19 protein-coding genes are annotated in these 22,111 nt (G+C 34.1%); 2 read left to right on the forward strand and 17 right to left on the reverse strand.

Annotated features, from left to right (window positions below; translation table 11 throughout):
* Positions 1-60: 60 nt before the first annotated feature.
* From fabG to BHE19_RS16935, 17 genes are all read right to left on the reverse strand, one after another.
* Positions 61-807 (reverse strand): 3-oxoacyl-[acyl-carrier-protein] reductase, encoded by a 747-nt coding sequence (fabG, locus tag BHE19_RS16855; RefSeq protein ID WP_017497500.1) that lies wholly within the window; start codon positions 805-807, stop codon positions 61-63.
* Between the two features lie 298 nt (positions 808-1,105).
* Positions 1,106-1,309, reverse strand: coding sequence for a hypothetical protein (locus BHE19_RS16860; protein WP_017497501.1), 204 nt, complete (start codon positions 1,307-1,309; stop codon positions 1,106-1,108).
* 260 nt (positions 1,310-1,569) lie between these two features.
* Positions 1,570-2,913, reverse strand: a complete 1,344-nt coding sequence (locus tag BHE19_RS16865) for a DUF4302 domain-containing protein (protein ID WP_070908090.1) — start codon at positions 2,911-2,913, stop codon at positions 1,570-1,572.
* A gap of 29 nt (positions 2,914-2,942) precedes the next feature.
* Positions 2,943-3,800: a zinc-binding metallopeptidase gene (locus BHE19_RS16870; RefSeq protein WP_017497503.1), complete on the reverse strand. Its 858-nt coding sequence runs from the start codon at positions 3,798-3,800 to the stop codon at positions 2,943-2,945.
* Between the two features lie 19 nt (positions 3,801-3,819).
* On the reverse strand, positions 3,820-5,307 hold the full coding sequence (locus BHE19_RS16875; protein ID WP_017497504.1) for a RagB/SusD family nutrient uptake outer membrane protein: 1,488 nt from the start codon (positions 5,305-5,307) through the stop codon (positions 3,820-3,822).
* A gap of 14 nt (positions 5,308-5,321) precedes the next feature.
* Complete coding sequence (locus BHE19_RS16880) at positions 5,322-9,041, reverse strand: SusC/RagA family TonB-linked outer membrane protein (RefSeq protein WP_026110092.1); 3,720 nt, start codon at positions 9,039-9,041, stop codon at positions 5,322-5,324.
* A 241-nt stretch (positions 9,042-9,282) separates the two neighbouring features.
* On the reverse strand, positions 9,283-10,398 hold the full coding sequence (locus BHE19_RS16885) for a FecR family protein (RefSeq protein WP_070908091.1): 1,116 nt from the start codon (positions 10,396-10,398) through the stop codon (positions 9,283-9,285).
* Positions 10,399-10,488: 90 nt separating this feature from the next.
* On the reverse strand, positions 10,489-11,100 hold the full coding sequence (locus BHE19_RS16890; protein WP_017497507.1) for an RNA polymerase sigma factor: 612 nt from the start codon (positions 11,098-11,100) through the stop codon (positions 10,489-10,491).
* Positions 11,101-11,673: 573 nt separating this feature from the next.
* A complete protein-coding gene (locus BHE19_RS16895; RefSeq protein ID WP_070908092.1) occupies positions 11,674-12,102 on the reverse strand; it encodes a hypothetical protein in 429 nt (142 codons plus the stop codon).
* A 140-nt stretch (positions 12,103-12,242) separates the two neighbouring features.
* The gene (gene sucD, locus BHE19_RS16900) at positions 12,243-13,115 is read right to left on the reverse strand and encodes a succinate--CoA ligase subunit alpha (protein ID WP_017497509.1); all 873 of its coding nucleotides are present in this window, start codon (positions 13,113-13,115) and stop codon (positions 12,243-12,245) included.
* 84 nt (positions 13,116-13,199) lie between these two features.
* Complete coding sequence (locus tag BHE19_RS16905; protein ID WP_070908093.1) at positions 13,200-13,562, reverse strand: nuclear transport factor 2 family protein; 363 nt, start codon at positions 13,560-13,562, stop codon at positions 13,200-13,202.
* Between the two features lie 2 nt (positions 13,563-13,564).
* Entirely contained in the window at positions 13,565-14,494 is a 930-nt protein-coding gene (locus BHE19_RS16910) for a UDP-3-O-(3-hydroxymyristoyl)glucosamine N-acyltransferase (RefSeq protein WP_070908094.1), read from the reverse strand.
* A gap of 96 nt (positions 14,495-14,590) precedes the next feature.
* Positions 14,591-15,157: an elongation factor P gene (efp, locus tag BHE19_RS16915; RefSeq protein WP_070908095.1), complete on the reverse strand. Its 567-nt coding sequence runs from the start codon at positions 15,155-15,157 to the stop codon at positions 14,591-14,593.
* 94 nt (positions 15,158-15,251) lie between these two features.
* On the reverse strand, positions 15,252-16,037 hold the full coding sequence (lpxA, locus tag BHE19_RS16920; RefSeq protein ID WP_017497513.1) for an acyl-ACP--UDP-N-acetylglucosamine O-acyltransferase: 786 nt from the start codon (positions 16,035-16,037) through the stop codon (positions 15,252-15,254).
* Positions 16,038-16,110: 73 nt separating this feature from the next.
* Positions 16,111-17,499, reverse strand: a complete 1,389-nt coding sequence (locus tag BHE19_RS16925; protein WP_026110093.1) for a bifunctional UDP-3-O-[3-hydroxymyristoyl] N-acetylglucosamine deacetylase/3-hydroxyacyl-ACP dehydratase — start codon at positions 17,497-17,499, stop codon at positions 16,111-16,113.
* Positions 17,492-18,535, reverse strand: coding sequence for a UDP-3-O-(3-hydroxymyristoyl)glucosamine N-acyltransferase (lpxD, locus tag BHE19_RS16930; protein ID WP_017497515.1), 1,044 nt, complete (start codon positions 18,533-18,535; stop codon positions 17,492-17,494). Before lpxD ends, BHE19_RS16925 begins: the two co-directional genes overlap by 8 nt.
* A gap of 39 nt (positions 18,536-18,574) precedes the next feature.
* On the reverse strand, positions 18,575-19,804 hold the full coding sequence (locus BHE19_RS16935) for an HD domain-containing protein (RefSeq protein WP_070908096.1): 1,230 nt from the start codon (positions 19,802-19,804) through the stop codon (positions 18,575-18,577).
* Between the two features lie 221 nt (positions 19,805-20,025).
* On the opposite strand from BHE19_RS16935, the gene porX reads away from it, so the two are divergent.
* Together porX and tsaE are read left to right on the forward strand one after the other, a co-directional pair.
* Positions 20,026-21,579: a T9SS response regulator signal transducer PorX gene (gene porX / locus BHE19_RS16940; protein ID WP_070908097.1), complete on the forward strand. Its 1,554-nt coding sequence runs from the start codon at positions 20,026-20,028 to the stop codon at positions 21,577-21,579.
* 78 nt (positions 21,580-21,657) lie between these two features.
* On the forward strand, positions 21,658-22,065 hold the full coding sequence (gene tsaE, locus BHE19_RS16945; protein WP_017497518.1) for a tRNA (adenosine(37)-N6)-threonylcarbamoyltransferase complex ATPase subunit type 1 TsaE: 408 nt from the start codon (positions 21,658-21,660) through the stop codon (positions 22,063-22,065).
* Positions 22,066-22,111 lie beyond the last annotated feature (46 nt).

Here is a 22,111-nt window from a genome sequence, read left to right on the forward strand (position 1 = left end):
TAAAAGATTGAAAAATTAGTAATCTTTAAATTTTTCAATTATTGAATCCTTAAATTATTTTTAGGTAAGCATTCCTCCACAAACATTAAGTACTTGTCCGGTAACATACGCACTTAAGTCTGAAGCTAAGAAAAGACAAGCGTTAGCAACATCTTCTGCGCTTCCTCCTCTTTTTAACGGAATTCCTTCTCTCCATCCTTTTACTACATCTTCGTTTAATTTTGCAGTCATCTCCGTTTCAATAAAACCAGGCGCGATTGCATTGCAACGAATGTTACGGGAACCTAACTCTAATGCTACAGATTTAGTAAAACCAATTGCACCTGCTTTTGAAGCGGCATAGTTAGTTTGCCCTGCATTTCCTGAAACTCCTACTACTGAACTAATATTTATGATAGATCCTGAACGTTGTTTCAAAAAGGTTTTTTGAATTGCTTTTGTCATATTAAAGACAGATTTCAGGTTTACATCAATAACCTGATCAAAATCTGCTTCAGACATACGCATTAACAGGTTGTCTTTTGTAATTCCGGCATTGTTAATTAAGATATCTACGGTTCCGAAATCAGCTAAAACTGCATCAACAAAAGTTTGTGCTTCATTAAAATCGGCAGCATTTGATTGGTATCCTTTTGCTTTAATTCCTAAACCGTTCAATTCAGCTTCTAAAGCTTCTGCAGAAGCTACAGATGAGCTGTATGTAAAAGCAACGTTTGCGCCATGTTTAGCAAAAACTTCAGCAATTCCTCTTCCAATTCCACGACTAGCGCCTGTAATAATGGCAACTTTTCCTTCTAGTAATTTCATATTCAAAATTAATGTTAATATTATTTCCAGCTAACCAGCTATTTACTTTCTCCTGAGAAAAAGAGTAAAAAACAGTGCTGTGAATGACTTGTCAAATATATGATAATTCCCTTTTTAAAAAAATTACTCTTAGTATAATTTGCGATTTAGGACGATTCTTTAGCAATAATCATAAAAAAACCGTTTCAAATTATGAAACGGTTTTTCTTAATCTATAAAAAAATGTTCTTTAAAAGTCATTTATTCAACTTTTAGCATCGGTTGAATATCTTTCTTTAAGGATGACACATCTTTAAAACTACTCACAAATCACACCATCTATCGTTGCTCTGCATATTGGTTCTGCAGGTGTTATCGGTGGAAGCATAATACACGGCCCATTATAAGGTAATGGTGACCACGGTACAGTACATCTTACTCCACCGCTTCCGTTTACTTCTTTTAGTTCTTCTTTACCTAGTACTTCAACTCCTGCGAAATTTAAAATAGTTTTTAACATCATAAAATTGGTTGTTTAATAGTTGGTTAGCTCAATCATTTTTTGTCCGTTGAGTTTCAGACATAAACATATTCTTAAATAACATATTAGTTCTCTTTCTAAATCATATACAACGAGTTGTTCTGATTTCTCACTTAAAAAAGCAGCCCGTAAGGGCTGCCTCAACTCAAAATAAAAATAAAATAAAATAAATAAAGACAAAACGCATTGCAGTTTGTAGCTGCTCTTTCTAAAAGACTACAATGCATTTTTTTAGGTGCAACTTAAAGCAGCCAGGTTGTCATTCTAAATGAACTTGACGCACTGGTAAACGTATAAACGGTATTGGTATATCCTAACTTGAAGTTTTCTTTCTTGACATAAACACCAGTTGTATTGACAAGATTTTTATCAAAATTTGCCAAAAATGCAGGAGCTGCAACGGTTGTGTTTCCGTTCCAAGACTTATGTTTTAGAATGATCTTCTGGTTCGGTGCGTCTTCTACAACATCTATGTAGTGAAAAATTGCTGCCTGACCACCTGTAAACGTATAGTAAATGAAATTTCCAAGCGAGTGATTCAAATAAAGCTGAACAGATGATATGGCTACACCTTTAGGTAAACTTGCATTAATTTTTGCTAACTCATTTACAAACAATTGCGAGTTTGTTGATGCATCTTCTGTATAATCGTCAACATAATAACCAAATCTGGCATAAATTTTCCCCGGAAGCAATATCTTATAATCATCTGTTAATCTTGGTGGGACATTGCTAAATTTAAGAGTTGCACTTACTCCACCAGTTCCAGTTGCCACAAAATTGTTAGTAGCGGAATCATACACAAAATTAGTTAGCTTTTGACCTTTTACTGTAAGTGCCGGTTTTACTGTAGCTCCGGTTGGTGTAAAAGCCAAAGCTAAATTTTGAACGTCATTTGATCCTGCTACTAATGATGTTGCCACTCCAAAACGCGCAGCTGTATTGTAGTCAAAATCATAGTTTTGTACCGTAGATCCGTCATTTATTTGCAATAATCTATAAAGGGGACTTACCTCATTTCCTGTTATGGCATTTATTATTGGCGTGTTTTTAGGTAAATCTGTCCAATCTTTTGCTGTCGCTTTTACAAAACGAACTTCGTGTCCATTTCTATTGGTTTTAAAAATAATGTCGCCATTTTTCTGTCCATAATAAAAGAATTGAAAATCTCCTAAATATCCTTTGGCTAAAAGAGCCGCTGTAGGAGAATTATTCGCATCAGACAAAAGATGTATTCTATTTTCCGTTGTAAAAACTAAACTTACAGTGCTGCCAACCTGAATTTCGTACTGACTTTTGTAAGTACCTGTCAGGCTATTAAAATCGGAAGCCATATCTACTTTTCCTTCCGGAAGAAATTTGAATAAATGTGTCCAGCCTCCTAATTGTGTGCTGTCTGTGTAATAAACGGCTTTCCATCCTTCTGAAGATGAAAGTAGAACATCATTCAGTTCTTTTTGACGAGAACTTAATCTTTCGGTAGCATTTTGATCAAATTTAGCGTCTACTTCTGTGCTTGTACAAGATCCCAGAAATAAAGCTATCAAAGAAATCGCTAAATACTTATATATATTTTTTGCTTTCATAATATTGCTTTTTATAAAATTTATTGTCCTTAGTTATTAACTACAACATCAGTGTTTTTTTGAGCTTCATCTCTTAAAGCATAGAAATCTATATTAAAAGAATCCTTATAATACTTTACAACCAATGCTTCTTTTGCTTTAATATTTGCTTTAGCTGTAGCATCTGTTACACTTGCTAAGATGGCATCATATTCAGCTTTTGAACTTGTTAAAATTGTAGCGGCAGTTTCGGCAAAATCTTCGTAAATATTCAATCTTGCATAACTGGTTATGAAACCTAATGATCTTGAAGTTGAAAGTGCTTCTGTGTACCATGTAGAAGTATAACCTACCGGAGTTAACTTAGACCAGGCCTGTTCGTCAAATGGCTTAGTTTGGTTTAAAATATGCACATATTCATGTTGAATGGTGTGAATAAACTGTGTAACATTGGCTCTGTTTTTCTTATTAAGTTTATCTACCTCAAATAGTGTAACTCTTTGACCAGCTTCTGCTAATCCGAGTGTTACCGTTCCGTTAGTGTTTAAATTAACACCACCAACAAGTACAAATTCTCTGGGAGCAATTTTCTTTACAAAATTCACTCCGCCAATCTTGGTGTAGCTATCTACCCAGATTTTTTTTACAACTTCCATTGCCGGTTGAACTTTATCTACTTGAGGAGGAAATAGATATTTAGTATTATCAACTAAATTTTGATTCCACTCATAGTATACATTTATGTTATAAGGATCTAAGAAATTGGTCCCAATCCATTTATCTAAATCTGTTTTTGACAGTGCTGAAAAATCAAATTGACTTTCTTTTGGCTGTACTTCATGGGCACAGGATGCAAGAAGTAAAACCCCTGCCATTAGTGCTATTTTATATGTTTTTACTATTTTCATACTATACTTTAATTAAAAATTATCTAGGATTTTTTTCAATACCATTATCTGAAGCTCTAAGCGGAATTTGTAATGCTCTTCTATTATCATCTTTCTCCAGAACGTTTTTTCGAATTACTTTACCAAACTCAAGTGTATTATGAGTTACAACCAGATTAAAACGTTTAATATCGAACCATCTAAGTCCTTCACGTAAAAAGTCTTTTCTTCTTGCCTCTGCTATTGCTTTTATGTAGGAAGCCTGAAGCGGGCTTAAGGTATAGAATGGAGTATACTCATTTGTGATTACCGGATATTTAGCTTGTACTACTGATTCATTCAAGACATCTGTTGTAGCATTGTATCCTGATGTTCTGGTTCCTAAAAAGAATCCCAGTTCTGTATTGGCTTCTGCCATTCTGTTTTTCATCACCAATGCTTCAATTCTGTTCAAATATAACTCGTCATTGCTAAGTAAAACAGTAGCAGTGTATGGCACTCCAATACCAGATGTTAAGTTGGTAACTTTAAAATATTCGTAAAGTTTAGGAACCACAACTAGTACTCCACTATAATACTGACCCTGAGCTTTTATTAGATTTGGTTTACCCCACATATTGGTTTGATTACCTAATATTTCATCTGATTTATTTCCAGCAAGAGCAAATCTGTATGCACCTGCTCTGTTTGCAGTTGAATTAGGATAAGCAATTAACAGATTGGTTTCTTGTTCTGCTTTAGAATATTCTAAAGGCATTTGGGAGAAAGGAACAGCGTTAAAAGCAAGGTAACTTCTAATTTTAGTTGGTTTAGAGCCAAGTCCTTCAGAAAATTCAAGAACTTTATCCCAGTCCCCTTTTATTAAGTAAAAACGACATGCCAAAGCCCTGGCAGCATCCCTGTTAAAATGAAATTTAGGTTCTTTATAATCATTTGTTACATATTTCAAACCTTCTGTAATGTCCTGCTCAATAAAATCAAAAACTTCTTTGACAGTATTACGTTTGTACTTCACTAATAATTCTGTTTCTGGTTTTGTAATGTACGGAACTCCCAAATCTGTTGAGGCTGTTGTAGGATTGTAGCGATTTGCCCATAATGAAACCAACATAAAATGAGAATAGGCTCTCGCGATCAATGCCTCCCCTCTTTGTGGATTTAAACTTGTTGGACTGCCTAATTTTTCAATCGCATCCAATGCCTGATTTGCTGCTGCTATAGCTTCGTACGATCCGGTCCAAAAATCATTTTCGGTATCTGTTCCGATCTGATTTTGCATTTCCCAATTATAGCTATTATCATTATTTACATTCGCAGCCTGTTTTAACTCACTGTCAAAAACATTATCTGACATGGCTTCAGCAAGTGCAAAATAAGAAGAGCTAGGATAGGCTGTAACTAATAATTCAGATATTTTCTCAGGTGTATCTATCTGCGTTCTGTTATCTGGTACTTCTGAAAGGAAATCATCACAACTGCTAAAACCAATCAGTAATAATAGTGATAGTGTTATTTTTATATTTTTCATAATCAATTTTAGTATTAGAATGAAATATTTATTGCAAAAGTATATTGTGCTGTAATAGGGAAAGCTACCCCTCCGGTATTACGGAATTCAGGATCTTGTCCGTTTAATTTTTTGTCTGAATAAATCAGCCATGGATTAACCGCAGAACCTTTTAAAGTAAAGGTGCTAACTCCTAACTTTCTTTTAAAATCACTTGGGAATTCCCAGCCAAGAGAGATATTTTTTAATCGTACAAAGTCACCACTTGCAATTCTCTCATCAGAAAAATTATAGGTGTTGTATGCAATTTGTAAGTTATTAGCTCCGTAATTCCTGTTCAACAATTGATCTGCAATAACCGGCACATTTGTATATTGTTCGTCACCTGGATTAATCCATCTGTTAGCAAATTCTTTTGTGAAAACGGTCTGATCTGTGTAAACATTATTATACACAGGATTCAATCTGATTTTATTTCCTCCTGATCCTACTATGAAAACATATAATGACCAGTTTTTGTAAGTAAACGTATTAGCAAGACCAATAGATTTATTTGGCTCAACAGATCCCTCATATTTTAAATATTTCATTACATTATTAGTATCCTGAAAATTAGCTTCTGTAATATTATTTTCAGCACCATCCTGTAATTTAAAAGTTGGTAATCCTTCAGGATTCAGTCCCGTGAACTGATAAGAATAAAGTGAGTTTCTAGGATGCCCTACTGTGTTACCTCCGTTGGAAGCTATCAAATCAAATACTGCTGGTCTGTTGGCTAGTTTTGTAATTTTTTGATCATAAACAGATAAGTTTAATGTTGTAGACCATTTAAAATCTTTCGCAGCAATATTCTGAGTAGTAAAACCAAACTCAATACCTTTAGTTTCCATATCGGCATTGTTACCCTGTTTAACAGATTGTCCTCCAACACCGGAAGTAATTACATAATCAATAAGATCAAATGCTTTACGGCTGTAAACATCTGTAGTTACTTGTACTCTGTTTCTAAACAATCCAAGATCGAAACCAATATTGGTTTCAAATTGTTTCTCCCATGTCAAATCAGCATTCTGCAAATCAGAAATATTTATTGCATTTTCTCTGTCACCTGTGTTAAAACGGTTAGTGATAAAACTTCTGTAAATAGCCAATGAATTTGTAGCAGGACCTGCCGTTGCTGTTAAACCGTATGAAGCTCTAAGTGCTAAAGTGTTTACAGATTCAACATTCTTCATGAAATTTTCTTCTTTAATGTTCCATTTACCACTTAATGTGTAAGTAGGAAGCCATCTTGATGATCCTGTATCTCCTTGTCTGTTAGACCCGTCATAACGACCAGTAATAGATCCTGTATAACGACGATCGTAAGTATATCCAACTTTTCCAAAGAAACCAACTGTTCTCTCTCTTTCAGCTCCAAAATCGTAGTAAGAGTTTCCTTCGTTTACTAACTTTTCAATTAATTTTGGGTCAATAAAAGCACTAAGCCCTTTTTCATACTGAATTCCTGCAGCAGTAAAATTGTCATTATTTCTGTCTACTGATCTGAACTCTGTACCAAAGAAGCCTTCTAATTCATGTTTATCATTCAATGTGTTTCTGTAAGTAATACTATTTCTAACATTATAAGAAGTCATGTCGTTAGTGTATTTTCTTAAAAATCCACCATTTGGCAATACAGATATTTTCGGTGCGGTTAAATCATTTGGATTTTGGTATAAGAACACATTATCCTTTTGAATTTGAGTATTTAGAGTCGCACCAACTCCTGCATTATATGCCCCTACTACGTTTGAATCTTCGTAAATTTTGTGCTCTCTTGATGTATTAGCATAACGTGCAGAACCTGTAAAGTTATAGGTTAAGTTTTTGTTTATTTTATAATCTATGTCAGCTTGAAAACGAATATCGTTTACTTTTATCCCCATAGTATTATTTTTCAACTCCTTTAAGATGTTCATAGGAGCCCAGTTGTTTTGGTAGTATTCGTAATTACCATTTTCATCATAAGGTCTAAGCGTTCTGCTTGTACTTAATACATAATTAAATGGGTTAATATCAAAATCTCTGGTTATCTTACCAAATACAGCATCATTTTTACTTTCGTACGTACCCGGAGCTTCCTGATCACGTATAGAAGCAAGTGTTGATAAAGTAATATTTAATCTGTCGTTGATAAAGAATGTTCCTTTTAAGTTTGATGATAATTGTTTCACATTATCAGCTAAAGTCCATCCCGGATCTGTATAGTATCCTAGAGAACCATAAAAAGTATTATTTTTTCCACCCCCTGAAAAACTTAAAGAGTGATTCTGTGTGATAGATGGTCTGAATAAAACTTTAAACCAGTCTGTATTTGCTAATTCATATTTTTGCAAAAATTCATTGATGTATGGCTGCTCATTTCTAACACCATACTGACCATTTGATTCATTATAGCGGTTAACTTCTTTAGCCAAAATACCATAAACACCACTAAATCTTGCAGTAATAGACGAACTTTGATTAAGATAACCTTTGGTTCTCATCTCTTGAAAAATACTCATCGATTCCTGAGAATTTAGAATATCATACTGAGTATAACTTGGTACAGTTCTAACTGTGTTTTCAACAGAATAAGTCACTTTTAGAGGAGAATCTCTACGTCCTTGTTTAGTAGTTACAACCACCACCCCATTTAACGATCTTGAACCATAGATTGAAGTAGCAGATGCATCTTTTAGAATTTCAATACTTTGAATATCATTTGCATTCAAACCTGCTACAGCAGAACTTAATAATGTTGCTGAGTTTCCAGATGCTAAATCAGCAAATGAAACGTTGATAATATCTTCTTGTACAACCCCATCAATAACCCATAAAGGTTTGGTATCTCCAAAAATAGAAGAAGATCCACGAACCGTAATTTTTGGCGTCGAACCAAAAGATCCCGTAACGTTTTGTACAGTAACACCGGCAGCTTTACCTTCAATCATTCTGCTTACATCTACAACACCATCGACTTTCAATTCACTGCCGGAAATTTTACTGATTGCCCCCGTAAAAGTTCTTTTTGAAGTTTTTTCATAACCTGTGGTTACTACGACTTCCTTTAGATTTTGTCCTGCTTCATTTAAAACGATAACCGGATTTGTATTGCTTATTCCTATTTCTTTTGTTTCCATTCCAACATAAGAAATTACAAGTCTGTCACTGTTAGTCGGCATTTCGATAGAAAATTTACCATCAAAATCTGTTAATACCGCAATCTTAGTTCCTTTCGCTAATACAGTAGCTCCAGGTAGCGGACTGCCACTAACATCTGTAACTGTACCCTTAATAATCGGACCTGCAGCGGTTAAGCTTTCAAATACTGAATTTGATGTTTCAGCACTTGTAAAAGGAACTGCTGATGCATTTTTCTGTAGAATTATCTGATTGCTGACTTCAGTGTAAGTGATATTAAATGGTAATAAAATTCGATTCAAAATACTCGACAAAGTTTCATCGTTAGCATCTATACTAACTTTTTGATTCAGTTGTGGTAATCTTGAATTGTAAGAAAACTTTACATTTGCAGACTTTTGTAATTTAGACAAGGTGTTGTCTAAAGTTAAATTTGTAATATTAATTGTAACTTTAGTATCTAATTTTTTTTGTCCATTTACATCATTTGCCATGGCAACACTTGAAAACACAAGTGCCAGAACAAACTGAAATAGTGTTATTTTCATGATTCGATGGAGTAATCGTTGTTTAACAACTGGTTTTTTCATAATTTTGGTTTGTTTTGATTAATACTGATTCGAGTGTATTTTAAGAAACATCCTCAGTTACTCTTTACAGAGAGTAATTTGATTCATCTAAGTGTCGATAATGTTACAGCATTTCGGCACTTTTTTTATGCATTTTCTTTTACATAGGCGTTATTATTATTTGTTTTGGTTATTTTAGGTTGTTCATGTTTTTTCTTTGTTATTTAAAACTCAACTTTACAATTACAGTTGCAAAATGAGTTTAGTTACATCCATCAGATATGATAACGATTTGATTTCCATTCATTTCAAAAGTCGTCTTGTTGCCAATACTGTTACAGACAATTTTTAGCTTTTCCATCAAAGGCTGATCACTAAGAGATGTTGTAAGGTGACAGTCTTTCAGCTTGTTTTTTGGATAATCGATGTCTACAAGGTAAGCCTGCTCTATCGTTTCAAAAATTTGTGATACCGGAATATCGGTAAACTCAAAGCTGAGCTGTTCAATATTTCCGACACTACGGGTAAGGACTATATCCTGAGTGATATTTGTAATTTTATTAAAGCTTAAATCTTTTCGCTGAAAACGTAACGCCTGATTAGGTAACAAAACAACTTCATCATCGTCTGACTTTGCAACCAAATCGTTTGATTTTACTTTTACTTTACCGGTGCGAACCAAAACTTCAACATCAGGTTGGTCAGAATAGGCCTTGACTCTAAAACTAGTTCCAACTACCTTCGTAACAATTTCATTGGCGTAAACAAAGAAGGGCTTTTTTGGATTTTTACTAATTTCAAAGAAGCCTTCACCAGATAAATACACCTTTCTTTCGTTTCCGGTAAAGATCTTAGGATAACTCAGTTTACTATTAGGTTGTAATAAAACCGAACTACCATCAGATAAAGTAATAATTTGAGCTTTGTCTGAATTATTGGTTTGTTCAACCAGTCCTTCATTGTTTTCACTAATTAACTCATTGTAGGTTACTTCTTTGCTATTAGGAATTATTTGATTGTTATACAACCAAACTGATCCTAAGCCAATAATTAAAGCAGCGGCAATACCACTAAGAAAATATTTCTTAAGAAATTTTATTTTCGAACTTGGGGTTGAATTGTTCTGATTCTCTTTCTCTTCGATTTTAATCCAGGTGGCCTGCAAAGCATGATGAAGATCTACAGGAGATATCGTCTGATCCGGCACTTTCATGGCCAACAATAATAATCTTGCATCTTCTACCAGCTTAGCGCGCTGACGACTCTCTAAAGTCCATTCTTCCCAACTATCATTGTCTATTTTGGATAAAATCCATGACTGAAATGATTCATCAGATAAGAAATCTTCAATTTCGGTATATGTATTACGTTTTTGCATCTAGAAATAGGGTTACAAAAACATAGAGGACGGCTTTCTTATTATATACTCACCAAATTGTGATTTTTTTTTAATTCTGTATAAATAAAATTAAAAAGTTGTTGAGGAAAGAAGAAGAATTAACGAAACACTACCCTTCCATTCCTTGCGAAGAGTAAGTAAACCGCGGTGTAGTAAGTTACTTGCTGATTGATAATTTACTTCCAGCATATCGGCAATTTGATCAACCGTTAAGCCTTGATGGTATCTTAAATATAAGGCCTCTTTTTGTCGTGCCGGTAAATTGTTTAATAATTTATTCAAATGAATTACTTTTTCTTTTGTAGCATAATCATCATCCATGAGATCATGTTCTACAGAGAACTCTAAAAGAAAAGCAATTGAATCTGTGCTTGCGGACTTGCGAAAAATATGATCACGTTCGTATAAACGTGCAATACGCTTGCGTACACTTGATAATAAATAGGCTTTTACTACAACCGAACTTTGAAGCCCATTCTTGTAAACCCAAATATCTGTAAAAACATCCTGAACACAATCCTGTACCTTTTCGGCATTCGGAGAAAGTGAATTTCCATAATTTACCAAATCACCATAGTATTTTTCAAACAACAAAGAGAATGACTTTTCATCTCCATTTTTCAAGTTAGTCCAAAGCGTAAGATCGTCCGATGTTTTGAATTGTAGAGTTTTGGTATTCATATAAAATTGCAATAGAATTCTTGAAAATAAGCACTTGTTTTTAACATAAAGAATAAGATTTTTTAACATTATTCTTTACATCTATGCGATAAATATATAAAAGCAAACATATAAAACAAATTTTTTTATAAGAGAAATATAAATATTTAACATTTGGAAAGAGCTTTTTTTATTGACTTAACGGGGTTTAGCACATAAAAGTAAAATTTAAGCTAATCTTTTATTTTATCTAAATGTCAGATTTTACAGCCATAGTTCTTTAGCTTTTTTTTAACAATAGCTTAAATGATTTGTTTGTATTTTATTCTAAAGTAGTACCTGCCGATCAAAAAAGTAACTATTCCAAATTCAAATATTAAGCGACAAAACATTGGACTCAAGCAGTACTAGAATCGCTATAATATCTGACAAAAAAGATATTTTACCGGTTTCTCACACCTAGTAGCCTCTGTGTGTTTTCAATAAGTAAAATACCTTTTTTAAAAGTATCAAATCTATGTCTCTATATGTAAAAAAAAAGCCTCACTAAAATATTTAGTAAGGCTTTTGACGATTTTATATTGAAGTTTTCTTTTAGAAAGCTACATTCCATCTAGGTAATTTTGCATTTTCATCTAAGAAATTTTGCAAAACCTGTCCTTCTACTGTAGTTGGAATTCCTTTTGAATCTGCATTGAAAGTTTCGAACCAAACTACTTCAAGAGCAGCAATATTCTCTAATTTCATTTGTGCCGGCCAAGAGTATTTTCTTCCCGTTTTTGCAAATTGATGTCCGTTTACAATTTTATCGTACAATCCGCCGTTTTTGCTTTTCAAAGTACCATCATTCTGAACAGTTCCGGTAGATCCTACCATGATCAATTCTTTTGCATTTCCTTCAACTGCATAAACTACAAAAACACCTGCACCTCCTTCAGGAGCGTTACAAACTTGTTCTAAACTGTCTTCAATTGTAAAAGTAAAGCTACTGCTTACTTTAAATTTTTCTAATTCTTTGTACATATTTTTATTTTTAAGTTTCTAAGATGCTGAGATACTTAGATACTAAGTTTTTTTGATTTATCCCTCAGGACTTTAAATGTAAAAAAGTCTCAACAGAATATTGAGACTTTTTTGGAATTTATTATTTTAAATACCCGGGATTATCCAAGTACTTCTTTTACTTTTTTACCAATTTCAGCTGGTGAATCAACAACGTGAATTCCGTTGTCTCTCATGATTTGTTTTTTAGCAGCAGCAGTATCATCAGAACCACCAACAATAGCACCTGCGTGACCCATTGTTCTACCTGCTGGAGCAGTTTCTCCGGCAATAAAACCAACAACTGGTTTACGGTTACCATCAGCTCTTACCCATTTAGCAGCATCAGCTTCTAATTGACCACCAATTTCACCAATCATAATGATGATTTCAGTTTCTGGATCGTTCATTAATAATTCAACTGCTTCTTTAGTTGTAGTTCCAATAATTGGATCTCCACCAATACCAATAGCAGTAGTAATTCCTAAACCTTGTTTTACAACCTGATCAGCAGCTTCGTAAGTTAAAGTTCCTGATTTAGAAACGATACCAACTGTTCCTTTTTTGAAAACGAAACCTGGCATAATACCAACTTTAGCTTCACCCGGAGTAATTACACCAGGACAGTTTGGTCCGATTAATCTTGAATTTCTTTCTTTAACATAGTTATTAGCTTTAATCATATCAGCTACAGGAATTCCTTCAGTAATAGCAATAATTACTTTAATTCCAGCGTCAGCAGCTTCCATAATTGCATCAGCAGCAAAAGCTGGCGGAACAAAAATGATAGATGTATCAGCTCCGGCTTGTTCTACAGCATCTTTTACTGTGTTAAAAACCGGACGGTCTAAATGGCTTGTTCCTCCTTTACCCGGAGTTACACCACCAACAACATTTGTACCGTACTCAATCATTTGAGAAGCGTGGAAAGTTCCTTCGCTACCTGTAAATCCTTGAACAATTATTTTGGAATCTTTATTAACTAAAACACTCATGATATATATTTTATGTAGTTTTTAAAATTGTGATGCAAAAGTAAGGTTTTGTAACGTATTTTAACCTTTTTGTCTTTAAAAAAATTAAGAAAATTGACTCATTTGATAACCGCGATATAATTTATCATCTTTTATTTGCCAAATTGTGGCAAAATGAGCTAATAACATCTCTTCTCTGGGGTTCTCAATCGTTTTTACAAAGTGAGAATATCGTATTGAAACTAAGTCTTCTTCGGCAATGATATGGCTAATTCTAACTTTCGAGCGAACATAAGCGCGACTAAGCTCATTGGCCATAGCCATCATAGAATCATAATCCATCTCAATCAATCCTTTGGTGCTGTTCCAGTCTAACTTTACTTCGGGATGTAAGTAAGTTTTCATGATTTCGCTATCAATTAAGGCATCTGACTTGTAAAATTTTTGAACAAATTCTTTTATAGACATAATTACTTCAATTTATTTAGAATTTCAGGAATCTTTTTGATATTGGCCATTTGTTTTAACTTTTCTCTCGATTCTTCGATTGGAGTTCCGAAATAAGATTTTCCTCCTTCAACCGATTTGGTAACTCCAGTTTGCCCCATGATAACAGCCTTTGCTCCTATTGTGATGCCACTGGTCGTTCCTACCTGTCCCCAAATGGTAACTTCATCTTCAATTACTACACATCCGGCAATACCGGTTTGTGACGCAATTAAACATTTTTTACCAATTACAGTATCATGTCCAACATGCACTTGATTGTCCAATTTTGTACCTTCGCCAATAGTGGTATCACCGGTAACACCTTTGTCAATCGTACACAGTGCTCCTATGCCAACATTGTCTTCGATAACTACTCTTCCTCCGGAAATTAACTGATCGAAGCCTTCAGGACGTTTTTTATAATAAAAAGCATCGGCTCCTAAAATAGTTCCGGCATGAATCATTACGTTGTCGCCAATTACGGTATGATCGTAAATAGTAACATTAGGGTGAATCAGACAGTTTTTACCAATGGTAACATTGTTTCCGATAAAACAGTTGGGCTGAATTATAGTACCTTCTCCAATAGTTGCAGAGAGTGCAATCGACACATTTGTGCCTTGAAATGGTCTGAAGTGTTTGGTTAAGATATTAAAATCTCTGAAAGGATCATCAGAAATTAGAAGGGCTTTACCTTCAGGACAATCTACTTTTTTGTTGATTAAAACTATAGTAGCAGCCGATTGTAAAGCTTTGTCGTAATATTTAGGATGGTCAACAAAAACAATATCTCCGGCTTCAACGACATGTATCTCGTTCATGCCTAAAACTGGAAAGTTTTGGTCACCAATAAATTCGCAATCAAGCAAATTTGCAATTTCTTGTAAAGAATGACTCTTTGGAAATTTCATATATTTATTTAGTTTTCAGTCTCAGTTTTCAGTCTCAGTTTTCAATCTGCATTAACAAACTGATAACTGCGACTGAAAACTGAAAACTTATAAAAACTACTCCTTTACACGCTCCATGTAAGAACCTGAAGCTGTATCAATTTTAATTTTATCACCTTCGTTGATGAACAAAGGAACGTTTACAGACGCTCCAGTTTCTACTGTTGCGCTTTTTGTAGCATTTGTAGCTGTATTTCCTTTTACTCCCGGCTCAGCATAAGTAACTTCAAGAATTACAGAAGATGGCATATCTACAGATAAAGGTAAGTCAGTTTCAGTATTTACCTGAACCATTACACTAGTTCCTTCTTTCAATAATCCCGGAGCATCTAGAATGTTTTTATTTAAAGAAATTTGCTCAAAAGATTCTGTGTTCATAAAATGAAACTCATCACCTTCAGCATATAAAAACTGGTAATTATGTGTTTCTACACGAATAACGTCAATTTTATGTCCAGCAGAAAATGTATTATCCAATACTTTACCTGATGTTAAACTTCTTAATTTTGTTCTTACGAAAGCAGGTCCTTTTCCAGGTTTTACGTGAAGAAATTCAACAATTTTAAAAATATCGTGGTTGAATTTAATACACAATCCGTTTCTAATATCTGATGTAGATGCCATTTTGTTTTTGTTTTATTTATTTCTTGTTGAATCGTTGAATCGTTTAACTGTTTATTCCTATAAACGATTCAACAAATAAACGATTAAACTTATTTTAATAGTTTCCGGAATACCCTTTCATGATTCCTCTTGACGAATTTCGGATAAAATCCAGAATCTCATCTCTTTCAGGAGTGGCTTCCATTTCAGCTTCAATGATGCTTAAAGCTTGTGTCGTGTTGTAATTCTTTTGATACAAAATTCTATAGATTTCCTGAATTTCTCTGATTTTCTCAGTACTGAAACCTCTTCTTCTTAAACCTACTGAATTAATCCCTACATACGACAATGGTTCTTTTGCTGCTTTTGTATAAGGAGGAACGTCTTTTCTAACCAATGATCCACCTGAAATCATAGCATGATCTCCGATATGAATAAACTGATGAATCGCTGCCAAACCACCAATTACAGCATGGTTTCCAACAACTACGTGGCCTGCCAGGGCAACTCCGTTTACGATAATGGCGTTATTCCCAATTTCGCAGTCGTGCGCAATATGAGCATATGCCATAACCAAACAATTATTTCCAAGAATAGTTTGTCCGGAGGCTACTGTACCTCTGTTGATCGTAACACATTCTCTAATCGTACAGTTATCTCCAATAATAGCTAGAGAATCTTCTCCGCCGAACTTCAAATCTTGTGGTACCGCAGAAATAACCGCTCCCGGAAAAATATTGCAATTTTTACCAATACGGGCACCTTCCATGATCGTCACATTTGAACCAATCCAAGTACCATCACCAATAATAACATTATTGTGAATTGTTGTAAAAGGTTCAATTACAACATTTTTAGCGATTTTAGCGCCAGGATGAACATATGCTAATGGTTGATTCATATGTATTTTTTATATTTTAAATTAAAATAGTCTAATTTGGGCAACAAACCTAAACAATAAAATTGATTATTTATTATTGTTTTCTCGCAATTTGAGCCATTAATTCTGCCTCGGTCACTAATTTTCCATTTGCGTAAGCATTTGCCTGCATATGACAGATTCCTCTTCTGATTGGAGAAATCAACTCGCATTTGAAAATTAAGGTATCACCCGGCAATACTTTGTGTTTGAATTTGACATTATCAATTTTCATAAAATAAGTCAAATAATTTTCAGGATCCGGAACTGTGCTTAAAACCAAAATTCCACCCGTTTGTGCCATTGCTTCCACAATTAATACCCCCGGCATAACCGGTGCCTCTGGGAAATGTCCAACAAAGAAATTTTCATTCATGGTCACATTCTTCAAACCAACCACATGACGATCAGACATTTCGATAATTCTGTCAATCAACAAAAATGGAGGTCTGTGAGGAAGCATCGCCATGATTTTGTGAATGTCCATCAATGGCTCCTGATTTAAATCATAAACAGGTACATGATTTCTTTGTTCTATCTTGATAATTTTAGCTAACTTTTTAGCAAACTGTGTATTTACAAAATGCCCTGGTTTGTTAGCGATAATTTTTCCTTGTATACGAACTCCGATAAGAGATAAATCTCCAATTACATCAAGAAGTTTGTGTCTAGCTGCTTCGTTTGGATAGTGTAAAGTAAGATTATCAAGAACACCATTTGGTTTTACCGAAATTTCATCTTTCCCGAAAGCTTTCTTTAAATTCGCCATCGTAGACTCAGAAATTTCTTTGTCTACATATACGATTGCATTATTTAGATCACCACCTTTAATTAAACCGTGCTCTAGTAATGACTCTAATTCGTGTAAAAAACTAAAAGTTCTTGAACTTGCAATTTCATTCTTAAAATCAGCTATACTTTTCATAGTAGCATTCTGAGTGCCTAAAACTTTAGTACCAAAATCTACCATTGTAGTCACCTGATAATCGTCGCTTGGCATCACCAAGATCTCGCTTCCGGTCGTTTCGTCTGTAAATGATATTACTTCTTTTACTACATAAACGTTACGTTTAGCGTCTTGCTCTTCTATTTCAGCTTTTTCAATTGCTTCCACAAAATATTTTGAAGAACCGTCCATGATAGGAAGTTCTGAAGCGTCTAATTCTATAATAACATTGTCAAGATCACATCCAACTAATGCCGCCAAAACATGTTCAGGAGTTTGAATTTTTACGCCAAGTTTTTCTAAATTAGTACCTCTTTGCGTATTAACAACATAGTTAGCATCAGCCTCAATGACCGGCTGACCTTGCAAATCTACTCTTACAAAAGTGAAACCATTATTTATTGGAGCAGGTTTAAAAGTCATTGTAACTTCTTTCCCAGTGTGTAATCCAACGCCTGTTAGTGAAATTTCATTTTTGATGGTCTTCTGTTTAACCATTATTTCCATTTTTTGGGTTTATTATTTGTTTTTTTAATTCTTCTACTTCGGAAACTATTTTAGGCAGATTCTTGAAATGAACATACGATTTGTTAAAATCAGTATAACCAAGAGACGGTGTCCCTTGTAGAATTTCATCATCTTTAATGTTTCTTGCTACTCCTGATTGAGCCTGCAATCTCACATTATTACCTATAGTCAAGTGTCCTGCGATGCCTACTTGTCCGCCAATCATACAGTTCTCGCCAATTTTAGTTGAACCTGCCACTCCTGATTGCGCTGCAATTACGGTATTTTTGCCAATTTCAACATTGTGTGCAATCTGAATCTGATTGTCTAATTTAACTCCTTGTCGGATAATCGTCGAACCAAGAGTTGCTCTGTCGATGGTAGTGTTAGCGCCAATATCAACATTATCTTCAATAATAACATTACCAATTTGTGGTACCTTACTATATACTCCTTCATCATTTGGTACAAAACCAAAACCATCCGCACCAATAATAGTTCCGGAATGAATAGTGCAATTGTTACCAATTATAGTTTCGGAATAAATTTTAGCACCTGCAAAAATATACACATTATCACCAATAACAACATTATCTCCAATAAAACTGTTCGGATAAATTTTTACATTGTCGCCCAGAACCACATTTTGCCCAATATAACTAAAGCTTCCTAAATACAGATTCTCCCCATATTTAGTTCCTTCTGTTATAAAAGACTGTGCTTCTATACCGTTTTTGTTCAATTTAACCTGATTGTAAAACTGTAAAAGTTTAGAGAAAGAAGCATAAGCATCTTCCACTTTTATTAAAGTTGTAGTGATTTCCTGTTCCGGAATAAAGCTATCATTAACAATTGTTACAGATGCTTTAGTAGTATATATGTGGTTGATATATTTTGGATTGGCCAAAAAAGTAAGCGATCCCTCCTCACCTTCTTCTATTTTAGATAACCGAGAAACTTCTACATTGGGATTCCCAACAACTTCTCCTTCTAAAATTCCCGCTATTTGTTCTGCTGTAAATTTCATTGCGACAAAAATATAAAAAATAGATTTTAAATGTTAATTTTAGATAAGTTGTTTTGGGAAACAGATGTAATATTTTGTCACCAATTTAGATAACGACCTCAAATTCAATTGATCAGACGCTTCTACAACATCTTCAATTGTTTTGTCTTTTTTGAAAATTCGTATGGGCTCAGCTTCTTTGCTATAAGCCTGGTTTTTAATTTTTCCGCCAAAAATAAAATATCCGGCTTCTAATTGTGTAATATGATGTTCGTTAGCAAATTCTTCCTTCAGCGATTGTAATTCTTCGGCAGGTATTTTTTCTGCGGTAAGCTTGATTTTAAGTAAATCTCTATTAATAAGCATTTTACTTAAAGTTGAAAGTATAAAATCATTGTGTTTTTGCCAGGCTTTTAAAGCACTAATAATATCAAAATCATCCAATTGGGAGAATAAATCTAATTTTTCAGCATCAAAATCCTTCAGAGTGACTCTGTTCTTCATAAAATACAAAAGCGGCTCACTGCAGGGCAAAACTGTACCTTTTAGAGTAAGTTCTTTAGCTCTTTTTAATACCTTCATCAAAATCAGTTCGGCCACGAGACTCGTTTTATGTAAATAAGCCTGCCAGTACATTAATCTTCTTGAAAGCAGGAACTTTTCGACAGAATAAATTCCTTTTTCCTCAATTACCAAAACACCGTCAACTACATTCATCATCTGAATCAAACGTTCAGAATTTACATTTCCTTCAGCTACACCGGTATAAAAACTGTCTCTTTTTAAATAATCCATTCGGTCCATGTCGAGCTGACTTGAGATGAGCTGCAACATAAATTTTCGGTGATAATCGCCTTTGAAAACCTGAATAGCCAGACTCAGTTTTCCCTCAAACTCTTCATTGAGTTTGTTCATAAACAGCAGCGAAATGGCTTCATGATGCACATCTTCTACAATACTTTTTTCCATGGCATGCGAAAAAGGCCCGTGACCAATATCGTGCAGTAAAATGGCAATATACAATGCATTCTCTTCTTCAGCCGAAATTGCAACTCCTTTAAAACGAAGTGTATCTACTGATTTTTGCATTAAATGCATGCAGCCTAAAGCATGATGAAAACGCGTATGATTGGCACCGGGATAAACCAAATACGACAAACCCATTTGCGAAATACGGCGTAAACGCTGAAAATACGGGTGCTGAATTAAATCGTAAATAAGTTCGTTCGGTATGGTGATAAACCCGTAAATGGGATCATTGAATATTTTTAACTTATTGATATGAGTCACTATTTGGTTATTTTTAGGTGAACAAATATAAGTAATTAACCATAAACAACTTTGCGTTTTTTACTTAAAAATCAACAAATGTTCCCTTTGAAAATCAATATAATAACATTACATTAAGTAGATTTTCAGAAAAATTAACCATTCTTAATTCTGAATTTTATACTATATTTAATACTTTTTAAGTTCTATACTTCTAAATTGCATTAAAAATTAAATCGTTTATGGACAAGATAAAAATACTTTGGGTCGATGATGAAATCGATCTTTTAAAGCCACATATATTATTTCTGGAGAAAAAAAACTACACTGTAACGACCTCTAACAATGGTTTAGATGCGATTGCATTATTTGAAGAAGACAATTTTGATATTGTTTTTTTAGATGAAAATATGCCCGGAATGAGTGGTCTGGAAACACTTTCGGAAATGAAAGAGAAAAAATCAGCTATTCCAATGATTATGATTACCAAAAGTGAGGAAGAGTATATCATGGAAGAAGCTATTGGCTCCAAAATTGCCGATTATCTCATAAAACCGGTAAATCCGAATCAGATTTTGTTAAGTCTGAAGAAAAATCTGGATCATTCGAGGCTAATCTCTGAAAAAACGACATTAGATTATCAAAAGGAGTTTAGAAAAATATCTATGGAGTTGGCTATGGTTAATTCTTTTGAAGATTGGATTGAACTTTATAAAAAGTTAATTTTCTGGGAATTAGAACTCGAGAACATCAACGATCAGGCGATGATAGAAATTCTTGAATCTCAGAAAGTAGAAGCCAATTCGCAATTCGGAAAATATATCGAGAGAAATTATGAAGACTGGTTTGCTCCGAAGGCAGACAAGCCTGTTCAATCGCACAATTTATTCAAAGAATTAGTAGTTCCGGAAATTAAAAAGAAGGACAAACCTATTCTATTTGTGGTAATTGACAACCTGCGTTATGATCAATGGAAATCTTTTGAAACCGTAGTTTCCAATTATTATAAACTGGAAAAAGAGGTTCCGTATTTCTCCATTCTTCCAACCGCCACCCAATACGCCCGTAATTCAATCTTTTCAGGTTTATTACCGATAGAGATGGAAAAACAATTTCCGCAATATTGGAAAAATGATGTTGAAGATGGTGGAAAAAACCTTTTTGAAGCCGAATTTCTATCGGCGCAATTAAAACGTTTAGGTTTAAACATTAAAGAGGATTATTTCAAAATTACGAATTACGCCGGAGGGAAAAAACTGGCAGAAAACTTCAAAGCTTTAAAAGGAAACGACCTTGTAACCGTAGTTTATAATTTTGTTGACATGCTGTCGCACGCCAAAACTGAAATGGAAGTGGTAAAAGAACTGGCTTCAGATGATAAAGCCTATCGTTCACTCACTTTAAGCTGGTTTAAAAACTCTCCTCTGCTCGAAATTATTCAGCAGGCACAACTTTTAGGTTTTAAATTGATTTTGACAACAGATCACGGTACTATTAATGTAAAAAATCCGTCGAAAGTGGTTGGAGATAAAAATACAAGTTTAAATTTGCGCTACAAAACCGGTCGTAGTTTAACCTACGAACAAAAAGATGTATATGTCGTTAAAGAGCCTAAAACAATTGGTTTGCCAGCGATTAACATGAGTAGTTCGTTTATTTTTGCTAAAAATGATTATTTTTTGGCTTATGTAAACAACTACAACCACTATGTGAGTTATTATAAAAACACTTACCAGCACGGAGGGATTTCCTTAGAAGAAATGATTATTCCGTTTTTGGTATTTAATCCGAAATAGAAAAAGTTCTCAGTCACGGTTTTCAGTCTCAGTTTATAGCTGAGACTGAAAACTGAGACTAATTAAAACAAACAAGAAATGAACATCGTTTTTTCATTAGATCAAATTAAAGAAGTAGCAACGCAAATTTTAGCAGCAAATCCAAAAAAAATCATTCTTTTCAATGGGGAAATGGGTGTTGGAAAAACTACCTTAATCAAACAATTGTGTAAAAACCTGGGGGTTCAAGACGCAACCAGTAGTCCAACCTTCTCTTTAGTTAATGAATATTATACTTCTGACAATCAAATTGTTTATCATTTTGATTTTTATAGATTAAACAAAGAAACTGAAGCACTAGACATGGGAGTTGACGATTACTTGTATTCCGGAAATTGGTGTTTTATTGAATGGTCTGAGAAAATTGCAAGCTTACTCCCGGAAGAAACTTCAACCATCACAATTGAACTGCTGGCAGATGGAAAAAGAGAATTAAAATTATCCTAAAACTTTCAACAGAAGTCGAAAGGTCTACATAAAGACACTAAGAATA

The organism is Flavobacterium tructae (assembly GCF_001853485.1).
Classification (GTDB): Bacteria; Bacteroidota; Bacteroidia; order Flavobacteriales; family Flavobacteriaceae; genus Flavobacterium; species Flavobacterium tructae.